Annotated in this window: 13 protein-coding genes; 9 read left to right on the top strand and 4 right to left on the bottom strand. The window is 74.3% G+C overall.

From position 1 onward, the window contains the following. Nucleotides 1–442: 442 nt before the first annotated feature. Both MKK53_RS05640 and MKK53_RS05635 read right to left on the bottom strand, forming a co-directional pair. On the bottom strand, nt 443–1,285 hold the full coding sequence (locus MKK53_RS05640) for a metallophosphoesterase (RefSeq protein ID WP_243927676.1): 843 nt from the start codon (nt 1,283–1,285) through the stop codon (nt 443–445). 8 nt (nt 1,286–1,293) lie between these two features. Next, nucleotides 1,294–1,887, bottom strand: coding sequence for a cation transporter (locus MKK53_RS05635; RefSeq protein WP_243927686.1), 594 nt, complete (start codon nt 1,885–1,887; stop codon nt 1,294–1,296). A gap of 202 nt (nt 1,888–2,089) precedes the next feature. Here MKK53_RS05635 and croR point away from each other — a divergent pair, with 202 nt between their 5' ends. From croR to MKK53_RS05605, 6 genes are all read left to right on the top strand, one after another. Next, complete coding sequence (croR, locus tag MKK53_RS05630) at nt 2,090–2,578, top strand: 3-hydroxybutyryl-CoA dehydratase (protein ID WP_243927674.1); 489 nt, start codon at nt 2,090–2,092, stop codon at nt 2,576–2,578. Between the two features lie 61 nt (nt 2,579–2,639). Further along, nucleotides 2,640–3,401 carry a TrmH family RNA methyltransferase gene (locus MKK53_RS05625; RefSeq protein WP_243927684.1) on the top strand — a complete coding sequence of 254 codons (762 nt, stop codon included), beginning with the start codon at nt 2,640–2,642 and terminating at the stop codon, nt 3,399–3,401. A gap of 120 nt (nt 3,402–3,521) precedes the next feature. After that, nucleotides 3,522–5,111, top strand: a complete 1,590-nt coding sequence (crtI, locus tag MKK53_RS05620; RefSeq protein WP_243927682.1) for a phytoene desaturase family protein — start codon at nt 3,522–3,524, stop codon at nt 5,109–5,111. Continuing rightward, nucleotides 5,108–5,536 (top strand): DUF2141 domain-containing protein, encoded by a 429-nt coding sequence (locus MKK53_RS05615; RefSeq protein WP_243927672.1) that lies wholly within the window; start codon nt 5,108–5,110, stop codon nt 5,534–5,536. The genes crtI and MKK53_RS05615 overlap by 4 nt, the downstream gene beginning before the upstream one ends. A 5-nt stretch (nt 5,537–5,541) precedes the next feature. Continuing rightward, complete coding sequence (locus MKK53_RS05610) at nt 5,542–6,525, top strand: ABC transporter ATP-binding protein (protein ID WP_243927670.1); 984 nt, start codon at nt 5,542–5,544, stop codon at nt 6,523–6,525. Nucleotides 6,526–6,625: 100 nt separating this feature from the next. Beyond that, nucleotides 6,626–7,834, top strand: a complete 1,209-nt coding sequence (locus tag MKK53_RS05605; RefSeq protein WP_243927667.1) for an ABC transporter permease — start codon at nt 6,626–6,628, stop codon at nt 7,832–7,834. Nucleotides 7,835–7,852: 18 nt separating this feature from the next. On the opposite strand, the gene MKK53_RS05600 is transcribed toward MKK53_RS05605, so the two are convergent. Then, nucleotides 7,853–9,532 (bottom strand): methyl-accepting chemotaxis protein, encoded by a 1,680-nt coding sequence (locus tag MKK53_RS05600; RefSeq protein WP_243927665.1) that lies wholly within the window; start codon nt 9,530–9,532, stop codon nt 7,853–7,855. Between the two features lie 336 nt (nt 9,533–9,868). Here MKK53_RS05600 and MKK53_RS05595 point away from each other — a divergent pair, with 336 nt between their 5' ends. From MKK53_RS05595 to MKK53_RS05585, 3 genes are all read left to right on the top strand, one after another. Continuing rightward, nucleotides 9,869–11,410 carry a phytoene desaturase family protein gene (locus MKK53_RS05595; RefSeq protein ID WP_243927663.1) on the top strand — a complete coding sequence of 514 codons (1,542 nt, stop codon included), beginning with the start codon at nt 9,869–9,871 and terminating at the stop codon, nt 11,408–11,410. A gap of 104 nt (nt 11,411–11,514) precedes the next feature. After that, nucleotides 11,515–12,258: a lysophospholipid acyltransferase family protein gene (locus MKK53_RS05590; protein WP_243927680.1), complete on the top strand. Its 744-nt coding sequence runs from the start codon at nt 11,515–11,517 to the stop codon at nt 12,256–12,258. A gap of 8 nt (nt 12,259–12,266) precedes the next feature. Continuing rightward, nucleotides 12,267–13,391 (top strand): glycosyltransferase, encoded by a 1,125-nt coding sequence (locus MKK53_RS05585; protein ID WP_409564276.1) that lies wholly within the window; start codon nt 12,267–12,269, stop codon nt 13,389–13,391. On the opposite strand, the gene cutA is transcribed toward MKK53_RS05585, so the two are convergent. Continuing rightward, complete coding sequence (gene cutA / locus MKK53_RS05580; protein WP_243927659.1) at nt 13,370–13,702, bottom strand: divalent-cation tolerance protein CutA; 333 nt, start codon at nt 13,700–13,702, stop codon at nt 13,370–13,372. The genes MKK53_RS05585 and cutA overlap by 22 nt on opposite strands. Nucleotides 13,703–13,796: the final 94 nt, after the last annotated feature.

Genomic DNA, 13,796 nt, shown 5'->3' with positions numbered 1-13,796 from the left:
GGCGAACCCGGTCGAGGGGGGGACCTACCGGGCGGATTTCGTGGCGGAGGTGTAGGCGGCCCCTGCCTCGTCTTTCGGAGGGGGGCGTCCCGCCGGTCGGAATCACGCGCGCCGCGCGCATCCCTCCCCCCTCGGCGGGGGAGGGTGCGCCTCATTCGGTCAGCTTCGCCGGTCAGAGCGGCAGCGCGTCGTGTCGGGAAAGAGTGGCTGCGCCTATGTCTCTCCCGGGGGTGGGCTCCGCTCTCCAGACCCCTGCTGACGCAGGGGCCACCCTCCCCCGCAAAGGGGGGAGGGATGCTCGCGGGGGGGGCGCGCGTGCTTCCGACCGGCGAAGCTGACCGAATGAGGCGCCCCCTCCCCCCTCTGCGGGGGAGGGATGCGCGCGGCGCGCGTGATTCCGACCGGCGGGACGCCCCCCTCCGAAAGACGAGGCAGGGGCCGCCTACACCTCCGCCACGAAATCCGCCCGGTAGGTCCCCCCCTCGACCGGGTTCGCCACCCAGCGGCAGCGGCCGAGGGTCATGTCGTGGCCGGCGTGGAAGTGGCCCGAGACCCAGAGGTCCGGGCGCCCCTCGTCGGGGAGATCGTCCAGCACCGTCGTCGCGTAGAAGGCCGGCACCCACCAGGGCACGCCGGGGGCGTCGCGGAACCGGTCGGCGGCGAGGGCGCTCGCCGGGTGGTGGGTGACGACGACCGTCCTCCCCTCGTGGGGCACCGCCAGGGCGGCGCGCAGGGCCTCGCGCTCGGCCAAGTGGGCGGCCATGGCGTCGGCGGGCTGCCAGGGGCTGCCGTCCGGCCGGCGGATCGCGCCGCGATACTCCCGCGAGCCCGTCACCGGGTCGGTCATCCGCGCGGCGGCGTAGGCCACCGGATCGGCCGGGCGCTGGGGCGTGTCCTCCCGGAGCCAGCGGCCGGCGAGGGTCCAGTCGCTCCACAGGGTGGTGCCGAGGAAGCGCACGCCGTCGATCACCGTCCGCGCCCCGCCCCGCAGCAGGTGGATCTGCCCCCCGAGGCCGTTCAGCCGTGCGACCTCGCGGGCGAGGGCGTCGAGGAGCTCCGGCGCGGTGCGGGCGTCGCCGGTCGGCGCGTAGTGCTCGTGGTTGCCCGGCACCAGCACCACCGGCCGCCCCTGGGCGAGGTGGAGCAGGGCCGCGAGCCCCCGTTCGGGATGCCCCTCGTAGAGGTCGCCCGCGCAGGCGAGGACGTCGAACGGGGCCTCCGGCAGGGCGATCAGGTCGAGCCGGCGGCGTTCGAGGTGCAGGTCGGAGAGGGGAAAGATGCGCATGCGTCGCCTCACCGGGCCGCCCGGCGCTCGGCCGCCGCGGCGCGGAGGATGTCGATGGCCGAATCGGCGTTGAGCACCGCGATCCCCGCCGCCACGATCAGGTCCGGCCAGGGCGAGGGGATGACGGCGGTGACGAGCCCGGCGGCGATGATCGCGAGGTTGGCGAAGGCATCGTTGCGGGACGACAGGTAGGCGGCGCGGGTGAGGCTCCCCGAGCCGGTCCGGTGCCGGGCGAGCATCAGCGCGCAGGTGAGGTTCACCGCCAGCGCGCCGAGCCCGGTGAGCGCCAGCGGCAGCGGGGCGGGCGGCGTGAAGTCCGAGACCTTCTCGTAGGCGGCATAGGCCCCCGCCAGCGCCGGCAGGAGGAGGAGGAAGGCCATGCCCGTCCCGAGCCGGGCCCGGTTCCGGGCGCTCCAGCCGAGCCCGGCGACGATCAGCAGGTTGAGCGCCGCGTCCTCCAGGAAATCGAGGCTGTCCATGACGAGGGAGACCGAGCCGATCGCCAGGGCGACCGCGATCTCGATCCCGAAATAGCCGAGGTTGAGGGCCGCCACGCGGGCGACCACCGGGCGCAGGGTGGCCGGAGGGCTGGTGGGGGGCATGGCGCGGGCGGGTTCGGGCGGCACGGGGGGCGTCTTGTCCTGCCGCGGCGGCCCTGTCGAGGCGCGGGCCTTCAGAAAAGTCTCGGGGCCGCTCAAGAAACTTGCGCCTTTGTCCGGGTGGATTCGGGCGCGCGCCTGTGCGACGCCCTAGGGGAAGAGGCCGACACGCCAGAGCGGCCGCAACCGGAGGTCCTGCCGAGCCATGCTGCCGGAACTGCGCGTCCTGTATTTCGAGGACCTGGAACTGGGTCTGTCGGAAACCCTGTCGAAGACCATCGCCTCGTCCGACGTGGTCGGCTTCGCCGAGATCACCGGCGACCGCAACCCGATCCACCTGTCCGAGCACTTCGCCGCGCGCACGCCCTTCGGCACGCGCATCGCCCACGGCCTCTACACGGCCGGGTTGATCTCGGCGGTGCTGGGCACACGCCTGCCGGGGCCGGGGGCGGTCTACATCTCGCAGACCCTCAACTTCCGCGCGCCCGTGCGGATCGGCGACACCGTGGACGTGACGGTGACGGTGGCCGAGCTGATCCCCGAGCGCCGCCGCGCCCGGCTGGCCTGCCTCTGCGCCGTCGGCGGCGAGGCGGTGCTGGACGGGGAGGCCTGGGTGAAGGTGCCGACCCGCGCCGAGGCCGACCCCCTCGCCGCGCGGATGGAGAAGAGCCGCATCGCCCCCAGTGACGCCTGAGGCGGCGACGGCCGAGACCGTCGCCGACCCGGCCGACCCCCGCCTCGACCCCTATGCCCGGATGCGCGAGCGCGACCTCGTCGGCCGCGCCGGGCGGTTCGTGGCGGAGGGCGAGGTGACGGTGAGGCTCCTGCTCGGCCCGCGCTCGCGCTTCCGGACCGAATCGCTGCTCCTCGCCCCCGAGCGTCTGCCCGGCCTCGCCGGGGCGCTGGCCGCCTGCCCGGCGCCGGTCTACGTGGCCGGGAAGCCGGTGATGAGCGCGGTGACGGGCTTTCCGATCCACCGGGGCGTGCTGGCCATCGGCCTGCGCGGGGAGGAGCCCGCGCCCGCCGCCCTGGTGCCCCCCGCCCCGGCGCCGGCCCTGGTGCTCGCCCTGGCGGGGCTGACCAACCACGACAATGTCGGCGCCGCCTTCCGCAACGCGGCGGCCTTCGGGGCGGATGCCGTGCTCCTCGACGCCGCGACCTGCGACCCGCTGTACCGCAAGGCGATCCGCGTCTCGGCGGGGGCGGCCCTGATCACCCCCTTCGCCCGCCTCGCGGAGGGTACGGACTGGCTGGCGCTCGCCGACCGGCTCGGCCTCGACGCCCTGGCGCTCAGCCCCGGCGCGGGGGAGGATCTGGGCGACCGCCCCCTGCCCCGGCGCGCCCTGCTGCTCCTCGGCACGGAGGGCCCCGGCCTCGCCCCCGGCCTCCTCGGCCGGGCGCGCGCCCTGCGCATCCCGATGGCGGCGGATTTCGACTCGCTCAACGTCGCCACGGCCGCGGGCATCGCCCTGCACGCGGTGGCCCGGGCGCAGGGGCGGCTGTCGTCGCGGCGGTGAGCGCACGGAAAAGTCGTGCCCACCGGACATCTGCACGCGACAATGGGCTGCAATTGCCGCCGGGGGATGTCAGTCTAGCTTAGCACGAAGGTTCCAAGGACGGATCGGGAGTCGGTGGCGTTGCTTCAGGCGCGGGAAGGGTTGAGGGCGCTGTCCGGGCGACGGGTCGCTGTGGTCGGCGCCGGCCCGGGCGGTTTGGCCACTGCCCTGCTGCTGGCGCGGGCGGGCATCCACGTCACCCTGTTCGAGAAGGACGGGCAGGTGGGCGGTCGCACCAAGACCGTCGAGGCGCCGGGCGGCTACAAGTTCGACATCGGCCCGACCTTCTTCCTCTACCCGCAGATCCTGGCCGACATCTTCACCAGCTGCGGCGAGCGCCTCGAAGACCACGTGAAGCTGGAGCGGCTCGATCCGCAATATCACCTCGTCTTCGAGGGCGAGGGCGGCATCTCCGGCGAGATCCGCGCCACCGGCGACCTCGACCGGCTGGAGGCGGAGATCGCCCGCCTCGCCCCCGACGATGCGCGCAACGTCAAGAAGTTCTTCACGGAGAACCGGAAGAAGCTCGAATTCTTCAAGCCGGTGCTGTCGCAGCCGTTCCACCGCTTCTTCAGCATGATGAGCCCGGCCATGCTGGCCGCCCTGCCCTACCTGCACCCCGGCCGCAGCGTGGACCGGGAGCTGAAGCGCCATTTCGCGGACCCGCGGGTGCGCCTCGCCTTCTCGTTCCAGACCAAATATCTCGGGATGAGCCCGTTCCGCTGCCCGAGCCTGTTCACGATCCTCTCGTTCCTCGAATACGAGCACGGGGTCTACCACCCGGTCGGCGGCTGCGGCGCGGTCTCGGAGGCGATGGCCGGCCTCGCCCGGCGGATGGGCGTCGATGTGCGGCTGAATACCGATGTCGAGCGCGTGACCTTCGACGGCGAGCGGGCCAGCGGCGTCGTGGTGGGGGGCGAGACCCTGCGGATGGACGCGGTGGTCATCAACGGCGACTTCGCCAAGGTGGCCAAGGCCCTGGTGCCGGAAGCCCGGCGCCCGCGCTGGCGGGACGCCAAGATCGCCGACGCCCGGCTCTCCTGCTCGACCTTCATGCTCTACCTCGGCATCGAGGGCAAAATGCCCCCGGGGCTGTCGCACCACACCATCCTGCTCGCCGAGAACTACGAGCAGAACATCCGCGAGATCACCGAGGGGACGCTGCCGATGCAGCCGTCCCTCTACGTCCAGCATGCGGGCTACACCGATGGCGGCATGGCCCCCCCGGGCCACACCGCCCTCTACGTGCTGGTGCCGGTGCCGAACCTGAAGGCCGGGATCGACTGGCCCTCGATCCGCGCCTCCTACCGGGCGCTCGCCCTGGAGCGGCTGAAGCTCCTCGGCCTCACCGACATCGAGGACCGCATCCGCTACGAGCGGGTGATCGACCCGACCCAGTGGGAGAGCGACTTCGCGGTCCACGAAGGGGCGACCTTCAACCTCTCCCACGAGCTGCGGCAGATGCTGTGGTTCCGGCCGCACAACCGCTTCGGACCGGGGCTCTACCTCGTCGGCGGCGGCACCCATCCGGGCTCGGGCCTGCCGGTGATCTACGAGGGCGCGCGCATCTCGGCCCGCCTGCTCATCGAGGAGCTGGCCGGCGCCCGCGCCGCCGAGAGTGCCGGCGTGCCGGACACGGCCCCCCTGGCCGCCCCCGGCGAGGCGTCTTGAGGCGCCCCGCCGCCGCGTGTCTCTGCGCCGCCGCCCTGCTCGCCGGCCTGCCGGCGAGGGCGGAGGCGGCGGCGGTCCAGGTCGAGATCGAGGGTGTGGAGGCCGGCGGCGGGCCGGTTTTCGTCGCCCTCTGCCAGGGCGGCCTTTCCGGCGACGCCTGCGGCCAGGGGGACCGCGGCGACGGGAGCGGACGCTTCCTGTTCCGGGACGTGGCGCCGGGCACCTACGCGGTGGCCGCCTTCCAGGACACCAACCGCAACGGCCAGCTCGATCGCACCGGCCTCGGCCTGCCCCTCGAACCCTACGGCTTCTCCGGCGAATCCGGCCGCCGGGCGAGGCCGGATTTCCGCGAGGCCGCCTTCGCCCTGCGCGAGCCCGGCGCCCTGATCCGCGTGCGGCTCGTCCGCGCCCTGCCGAGGCGCTGAGCGACATGGGGCCGGTGGCGGTCCTCTCCGGCGTCGCCCTCGCCCTGCGGGGGCGGACGGTGCTCGACGGGGTGGACCTCGCCCTCGACGCCGGGGAGACCCTGGCCCTGCTCGGGCCGAACGGGGCCGGCAAGACCTCGCTGATGCGCCTCGTCTCCGGGCGCCTCGCCCCCGCCGCCGGCACGGTGCGGGTCGGCGGCGCGGACCCGCACCGGGTGAGCGCCGCCCGCCGGACCGTCGGCTGGGTGCCGCAGGAGATCGCGCTCTATCCCCGGCTCACCGTGTCCGAGAACCTGTCGGTCTTCGCCCAGCTTGCCGGCGTGCCCCGGCGGGAGCGCCGCGCGGCCGTCGACGGGGCCCTGGCGCTCGCCGACATCGCCCCCGTCGCCGGCCGGGTGGTGGCGACCCTCTCCGGCGGCTACCAGCGCCGGGCCAACATCGCCGCCGGGCTGATCGGGCGGCCGGGCCTCGTGCTCCTCGACGAGCCCACCAACGGCGTCGACCTCGCCGCCCGGGCCGCGATCCACGCGGTGCTGCACCGCCTGCGGGAGCAGGGCACGGCGATCCTCATCGCCACCCACGACTTCCCCGAGGCCGAGCGGCTGGCCGACCGGGTCGCCTTCCTGGCCCAGGGCCGGATCGTGCGCGAGGGGCGGCTGGCCGACCTCCTCGCCCGCCTGCGCACCGGCCCGCCGGAGCGGGACCTGATCCTCGACGCGGCGCCCGACGCCCCGGCCGAGGCGGTGCTGCGCCGCGCGGGCTTCACCCCCGCCGGGGCGGACGGCCTGCGCTGGCGGACGGCCGAGCGATCCGGCCTCGACGGGGCGGCCCTCCTCGGGGCGTTGCGGGCGCAGGGCGTGCCGGTGGGCGAGGTGCGGGTGCGCTCGCCCCGCCTGGAGACCCTGTACCTCGAAGCCCTGCGCCCCCGCGGCGTCGGGGAGGCGGAGGCCGCCGCCCGGCCCTTGACGGCGGGGGGGCAGGGCCTGTGAACGGCACGCGCGCATCCTGCGGACGGGACGGGGCCGGACCGCCCCCTCCCCGCCTGCGGCGAGAACGGACGGGGCCCTGCCCCCCAGCGAGGCTCGCCCGATGATCGGCGCCGCGTTCCGGGTGATGCTGCTCTCGCTGGCGCGCGACAGGGCGGCCCTGGTGATGGCCTTCGTGCTGCCCACGGTGATCTTCTCGATCTTCGCGGCGATCTTCTCCGGCGCCATCGGCGACCGGATCCGCATCCATCTCGGCGTGGCCGACCTCGCCAACACCCCCGCCACCCACCGGCTGGTGGACGCGCTGACCGACGACCCCTCGCTCCGGGTCACGCGCCTTCCCGCGGGCACCCTCGACGGGGTGGCGCGGGCGGTGCGCTCGGGCGAGGTGGACGTGGCCCTGGCGCTCCGCGGCGACCTGATCGCCCGAGGCTCCGACGACGCCCCGGCGGTGGCCGACCAGCCCATCGTGCTGGTGGAGAACCCGGCCAAGGCCCTGGCCACGCCCATCGCGCTCGGCCAGCTCCAGCGGGTGCTGAACGAGGCGTTGCCCGACGTGGTGCTCTCGCGGGTGATCGCCGACGTGGAGCGCAGCGGCAAGATCGGCCCGGACGAGCGCCGCTTCCTCGACGGGGCCTTCGCCGAGCAGCGGGCCAGGAAGGAGCCATTCTCCTTCGCCAGCCTCGTGGAGCGGGTGAGCACCGCCTCGGGCACCGCGAACGCGCGGGTGAGCTACTATGCCGGCGCCATCACCGCCGTGTTCCTGCTCTTCGCCGCGATGCAGGGGGCGCTGTCCCTGGTGGAGGAGCGCGAATCGGGCCTCAGCGACCGGCTGATCGCCGGGCCCGGCGGGCTGCCGGTGGTGGTGCTCGGCAAGTTCGGCTTCCTGACCCTGCAGGGGGTCATCCAGGCGGGGCTGATCTTCCTCGCCGCGGGGCTTCTCTACGGGGTCGAGATCGGCCCCCACTGGCCGGCCTTCCTCGCCGCCTGCCTCCTCGTCTCGGCCATGGCGGCGGGGCTGGCGCTGGCCGCCTGCGCGCTGGCCGCCACCCGCCAGCAGGCGCACCTGGCCGCGACCTTCGGCGTCCTGCTCCTCTCGGCCGTGGGCGGCTCGATGGTGCCCCGCTTCCTGATGCCGCCCTGGCTGCAGGAGGTGGGCTGGCTGACCCCCAACGCCTGGGCGATCGAGGCCTACCAGGCGGCCCTGGGCGAGGGCTTCGCCGCCGCCCTGCCGGCGCTCGCCGTGCTGGCCGCCGTGGCCCTCGCCGCCCTCGGGGTCGCCCTGGCGGCGGTGTCGCGGCGGACGATCTGACCGTCCGCCGCCCCGGCCTCAGGCCGCGCGGACGGTGGCGAGGAAGCGCCCGACCTCGCCCGCGAGGTGCTCGGACTGGCGGGACAGCTCGGAGGCCGCGCTCAGCACCTGGCTCGCCGCCGCGCCGGTCTCCTCCGCCGCGTCCGCCACACCGGCGATGTTGCCCGTCACCTCGCCGGTGCCGATGGCCGCTTGGCCGACGTTGCGCACGATCTCCTGCGTCGCCGCGCCCTGCTCCTCGACGGCCGCCGCGATGGAGGTCGCCACGGCGCTGATCTCGCGGATCCGCCCGGTGATGCCGCCGATCGAGGTCACCGCGTGGCCGGTGGAGGCCTGGATCTGCGCGATCTGGCCCGAGATCTCCCCCGTGGCCCGGGCGGTCTGCTCGGCCAGCGTCTTGACCTCGGCGGCCACCACCGCGAACCCCTTGCCCGCCGCCCCCGCCCGGGCCGCCGCGATGGTGGCGTTGAGGGCGAGGAGGTTGGTCTGCCCGGCGATGGTCGAGATCAGCCCCACCACGTCGCCGATCCGCGAGACCGCCGTGCTCAGTTCCTGGACGAGGGCGCCGGTGCGGTCGGCCTCGCCCACCGCGAGGCGGGCGAGTTCGGCCGAGCCGCTGACCTGCCGCCCGATCTCCTGCACCGACGAGCCCAGCTCCTCGGCCGCCGCGGCCACGGTGTTGACGTTCGAGGCGGCCTCCTCGGCGGCGGCGGCCACCGTCGTGGACTGGCTCGCCGTCTCCGTGGCCGTGGCGGTCATGGTCTGGGCGGTGGCCTGCAGCTCCGTCGCGGACGCGCCCACCATGCCGATGATGCCGCCCACCGCGGCCTCGAACCCGTCCGCCATCTGGCGCATGCCGGCCCTGCGCTGCGCCTCGGCGGCGAGGCGGGCCTGCGCCGTCTCCTCCTCCAGGGCGCGGGTGTGGATCAGGTTGTCCTTGAACACCTGGACCGCCGAGGCCATCGCGCCGATCTCGCTGCGCTCGCCCGTGTGGGGCACGGCCACCGTCGCGTTACCCCGGGCGAGCGTCTCCATCAGCGCCGCCATCCGGCGGATGGGCAGGGAGATCGTCGCCACCGACATCCAGCCCACCGCCAGGGTGATCGCCGCCGCGACGGCGATGACGATGGCGATGGCGGTCGCGGCGCTCGCGCCCAGCCGGGCCGCGTCCTCGGCGCTCCGGCGCCCCAGGGTGTCGTTGAAGGCCACGTCCGCCTTCACGGCGGCGCGCGCCGCGTTGAGGGCCGGGAGCATCCCGTCGAGGAGGAAGTCCCTCGCCCCCGGGCCGTCGCCGCTGTGGAGACGCTGCAGGAACTCCCCCGTCATCGTCGCATAGGCCGGCACGCTGGCCTTCACGGCGGCCCACAGGGCGTCCTCCCCGGGGCTGACGAGGGGCGCGTACTCCGCCAGGTCCTTGTCGATCTCGGCAAGGCTCGCGCGCAGCCTCACCAGGGACTGGGGCCGGCGCTCCTCGCCGGAGACGAGGTAGGCGAGCTGCCGGCTGCGCAGGGCCTCGAAATCCGCGGCCAAGCGCCCGAGGATGCGCGTGGAGGGCACCGTGTTGGAGCCGAGCTCGTCCGTCGCCGCGCCGAGGGCGGACAGCCGCAGGTAGGAGAAAGTCCCCAGGCCGCCGACGATGACCAGCAGGATCGCCAGCGCGCCGATCAAGCGCGTGCGGATAGTTACGTTAGCGAGCATTGCACGCCGTCCTCTCAATTTTAGGTAGAATTAGCGGCGCATGCTGAAAGAAGGGTGAAGCGGCTGCTTGGCGCTATATTTCCATGCACCGTCCGCGGCGGAGACCGTGCGGGATCGCGGATCGGTCTTCCGGCCGTGTGCCGATGGTCGGGCGGCGCCCCCGCGGGGGCGGTGGCCCTGCCCCTGCCGGGTGCGGGGGGCGGGGGGCGGCGGGAGACAAAGGCGGGGGATGCTGCCCTCCGCGACGGCAGGGCGCGTTGACCCCCGCCCCTCCGCGTCTAGCTTCACTCGAAAGGGTGGGCCGTCCGTCCCGCCCGCGGGGAGCGTGCCCATTTCATGAGCCAGGATTCGAGGGTCGCGGTGATCGGCTCAGGGCTCGGGGGCCTCGCCGCCGCCTGCGTCGCCGCGGCGAGGGGCCACCGCGTCACCGTCTACGACAAGAACGGCTGGCTCGGCGGCAAGGCCGCGGTGCTGCACGAGGGCGGCTTCCGCTTCGACATGGGGCCGACCATCCTCACCGTGCCCCGGGTGCTGGAGCGGATCTTCGCCGAGGCCGGGCGCTCGGTCCACGACTACATGGACCTGCGCCGGCTCGACCCGCAGTGGCGCTGCTTCTTCGAGGACGGCACCCGCATCGACCTGATGCAGGACGTGCCGACCATGGCCGGCGTGATGGACCGCTTCGCCCCCGGCACCGGGGAGGGCTACAAGAAGTTCATCGCCATCTCCGAGCACCTGCACGGCGTCTCGGAGAAGTTCTTCTTCTGGAAGCCGGTCGAGGACCTGTTCGACACCATCAACCTCCGGGAGAACATGAACCCCGGCACCCTGCGGGACGTGCTCTCGCTCAGGATGCATGCCTCGGTGGCTTCCACCATCCGCGGCAAGGTCAAGGATGCGCGGCTCGCGCAGATGCTCGACCACTTCGTGCAATATGTCGGCTCCTCGCCCTACGGCGCCCCGGCGGTGCTCTGCGCCATCGCCCACATGCAGACGGCCGAGGGGGTCTGGTACCCGATGGGCGGCACCCGGGCCGTGGCCGAAGGGCTCGCCAAGCTGGCGGAGGAACAGGGCGCCACCCTGAAGCCCGGCGTCGAGGTGACGGGCATCGACACCACCGGCGGCGCGGTGCGCGGCGTGCGCACCACGGAGGGCAGCGCGTCCTACGACGCGGTGATCTCCAACATGGATTCGGTGCGCACCTACAAGGAGCTCGTCGGCGGCGACGCGGGCAAGTCCTACGCGAAGAAGAACCCCGAGCCGGCCTGCTCCGGCGTGGTGCTCTACCTCGGCCTGAAGGAGCGCTACGACCACCTCAACCACCACGACTTCGTCTTCTCCCGCGATCCGGAGGAGGAGTTCGACTACATCTACCGCAAGGGCGAGCCCGCCCCGGACCCCACCGCCTACCTCGCGGCGCCCTCCTCCACCGACCCCTCGGTCGCCCCCGAGGGCGGCGAGGCGCTCTACGTCCTGGTCCACACCCCGTACCTGCGCCCGCACCACGACTGGCGCCCCGACGGGCCGCTGTTCCAGAACTACCGCCGCACCATCCTCGACAAGCTGAAGCGCACCGCCGGCCTCACCGACCTCGAGGACCGGATCGTCGTGGAGCGCCACCTGACGCCGCAGGACATCCACGAGCGCTACAAGGTGCTGAACGGGGCGATCTACGGCCTCGCCTCGCACGGCAAGGTGATGGGGGCGTTCAAGCCGGGCAACCGCTCCCGGCAGGTCCGCGGCCTCTACCTCGCCGGGGGCGCCGCCCATCCCGGGCCGGGGATGCCGATGGTGATGATGTCGGGCTGGATCGCCGCCGACGCCCTGGACGCGGATGCCCGCGGGCAGGGCGCGGGCGAGGAGCGGAAGTCGGCGTGACCGGCCACGGCCCCCTCCCTCCCCCCGCCGTGGGGGAGGGTGCCCTGCGGCGCAGGGGGGGAGGGACCCAGGTGCCGCCCGTCTCCCCCGGCCTCTGGCGGTTCATGGTGGGGTGGTTCGTCCGCTACCTGCGAAAGCACCTCGACGGGCTGAGGCTGCCCCTGTGGAGCGCCCCGCCCGCCACGGGCCACCCCGGCCCTGTGGTGATCTATTGCAACCACCCCGCGTGGTGGGACGCGGCGGTGATCCTGGCGCTCGCCGGGCGGCTCTTCCCCGGCCGCGACCACCGCGCCCCGTTCGACGCGGCGATGCTCGCGAAATACACGATCTTCGCGCGCCTCGGGGCCTTCGGCGTCGACCTCGACTCCCCCCGGGGCGGGGCGCAGTTCCTCGCCGCCGCCCGCGCCATCCTCGCCCGGCCCGGCGCGACCCTGTGGATCACCGCCCAGGGGCGCTTTCAGGACGTGCGCGTCCGCCCCCTCGGCCTGCGCCCCGGCGTCGCCCGCCTGCCGGAACTGTCCCCCGACGCGCTGTTCGTGCCGCTGGCCCTGGAATACGCCTTCTGGGACGAGCGCGGGGCGGAGGCCTTCGCCGCCTTCGGGCCGCCGCTGGCCGGGTCGGAGTTGGCCGCCCTGCCCCGGGCGGAGCGCCTCGCCCGCCTCGAAGGCGCGCTGGCCGACACCCTCGACCGCCTCGGCGCCGACGTGATGAGCCGGGAGCCGGCGCGGTTCCGCCCCCTCCTCGCGGGCCGGAAGGGCGTGGGCGGGCTCTACGACCTGTGGCGAGCCGCCGCCGCCCGCCTGCGCGGCCGGCGCTTCGACCCCGCCCACCGCAGCGCAGGGGAATGAGTGCGGCGATGCTGACCCTCCTCGCCCTGCTCTGCGTGATCGTGGCCCTGCTGCCGGCGGCCGTCGCCACCGCCAACCTCCTCGCCCTGAAGACCCCCGCGCCCGCCCCGGGCGACGGCCTCGTCTCGATCCTGATCCCCGCCCGCAACGAGGCCGGCAACATCGCGGGCACGGTGCGGGCGGCGCTCGCCAGCACCGGCGTGCCGGTGGAGGTGATCGTCGGCGATGACCACTCCACCGACGCCACCGCCGCCATCGTGGCGGGCATCGGCGATCCCCGCCTGCGGCTGGCCCCGGTGCCCGACCTGCCCGAGGGCTGGACCGGAAAGAACCACGCTTGCGCCCACCTCGCCGGCCTCGCCCGCGGGGAGCGGCTGCTGTTCATCGACGCCGACGTGACCCTCGCCCCGCAGGCCGCCGCCGCCCTCTCGGCCCGGGCCCGCGACACCGGGGCGGCCCTCGTCAGCGCGGTGCCGCGCCAGCGGATGGACACCCTGGGCGAGCGCCTGACCGTGCCGATGATCAACTTCCTGCTCGTCGGCTACCTGCCGGTGCCGCTGATGCGGCGGTTGCCGAACCCCTCGCTCGCCACCGCCTGCGGTCAACTCGTCCTGTTCGAGGCGCAGGCCTATGCCGCCACCGGCGGCCACGGGGCGGTGCGCGCCTTCCTGCACGATGGGGTGCGCCTCGCCCCGATCTTCCGCCGGGCCGGCTACCGCACCGACCTCGTGGCGGGGGCCGGGCTCGCCACCTGCCGAATGTATGACGGGTTCGCCACCGCCTGGGCCGGATTCTCGAAGAACGCCCACGAGGGGCTGGCCACCCCCCGCGCCCTCCCCCTCTGGACGGCGCTGCTCGGCCTCGGCCACCTGCTTCCCCTGCCGCTGCTGATCGCCGGCCTCGTCGGCCTGCTGCCGCCGGAGGCCACGGTCCTCAGCGCGGTGGCGCTCGGCCTGTCGCTCGCCACCCGCGCCGCGATCACCCGCGCGACCTGCGAGCCGGCGGCGACGATCCCCCTGCACCCGGCCTCCGTCGCCGTGGCGCTGGCGATCCAGTGGAACGTCCTCCTGCGCCGGGAGCGCGCCGGGGCGGCGACGTGGAAGGGGCGGAGCTACCCGGTCGGCGGGGCCTGAGTCTCCTCCAGGATCCAGGCCAGGGTGTCCGGGTCGGCCTCGGCCACCGGCAGGGCGAACAGGATGGGCGTGTCGTAGGGGTGGCGGGCCTTCACGGCGGCGAAGAGGATGTCCTTCAGGCCCTCGCGGCTCTTGAGGAGCGCCACCACCTCGTGCGCCCGCTCCACGGCGCCCTTCCAGGCATAGACCGACCGCATCCCCGGCAGGACGTTGACGCAGGCGACGAGCCGTTCCCGCACCAGGGCCTCGCCGATGTTGAGGGCCGAGGCCTCGTCGGGAAAGGTAGTGTAGACGAGGAGCGGGCGCTCCATGCTATGCCTCCATCCTGCGCTGCGCCTGAGTGGGGCTCCGCGACGGCCGACGTCAACCGGGCGGGTCCGCTCGACAGCTTGGGAGCCCCCCGAC

Origin of the sequence: Methylobacterium sp. J-076 (assembly GCF_022829405.1) — a bacterium.
Lineage (GTDB): Bacteria > Pseudomonadota > Alphaproteobacteria > Rhizobiales > Beijerinckiaceae > Methylobacterium.
The sequence above is the reverse complement of the archived record's forward strand: the minus strand, read 5'-3'. Positions and strand labels throughout refer to the sequence as shown.

Excerpts from the sequence above, each read along its gene's own strand:
- MKK53_RS05595 (WP_243927663.1), top strand. The coding sequence starts at position 9,869 with ATGAGCCAGGATTCGAGGGTCGCGGTGATCGGCTCAGGGCTCGGGGGC.
- MKK53_RS05610 (WP_243927670.1), top strand. The coding sequence starts at position 5,542 with ATGGGGCCGGTGGCGGTCCTCTCCGGCGTCGCCCTCGCCCTGCGGGGG.
- MKK53_RS05600 (WP_243927665.1), bottom strand. The coding sequence starts at position 9,532 with ATGCTCGCTAACGTAACTATCCGCACGCGCTTGATCGGCGCGCTGGCG.
- MKK53_RS05590 (WP_243927680.1), top strand. The coding sequence starts at position 11,515 with ATGGTGGGGTGGTTCGTCCGCTACCTGCGAAAGCACCTCGACGGGCTG.
- MKK53_RS05640 (WP_243927676.1), bottom strand. The coding sequence starts at position 1,285 with ATGCGCATCTTTCCCCTCTCCGACCTGCACCTCGAACGCCGCCGGCTC.
- MKK53_RS05635 (WP_243927686.1), bottom strand. The coding sequence starts at position 1,887 with ATGCCCCCCACCAGCCCTCCGGCCACCCTGCGCCCGGTGGTCGCCCGC.
- MKK53_RS05625 (WP_243927684.1), top strand. The coding sequence starts at position 2,640 with ATGCGCGAGCGCGACCTCGTCGGCCGCGCCGGGCGGTTCGTGGCGGAG.
- cutA (WP_243927659.1), bottom strand. The coding sequence starts at position 13,702 with ATGGAGCGCCCGCTCCTCGTCTACACTACCTTTCCCGACGAGGCCTCG.
- MKK53_RS05585 (WP_409564276.1), top strand. The coding sequence starts at position 12,267 with ATGCTGACCCTCCTCGCCCTGCTCTGCGTGATCGTGGCCCTGCTGCCG.
- croR (WP_243927674.1), top strand. The coding sequence starts at position 2,090 with ATGCTGCCGGAACTGCGCGTCCTGTATTTCGAGGACCTGGAACTGGGT.
- MKK53_RS05605 (WP_243927667.1), top strand. The coding sequence starts at position 6,626 with ATGATCGGCGCCGCGTTCCGGGTGATGCTGCTCTCGCTGGCGCGCGAC.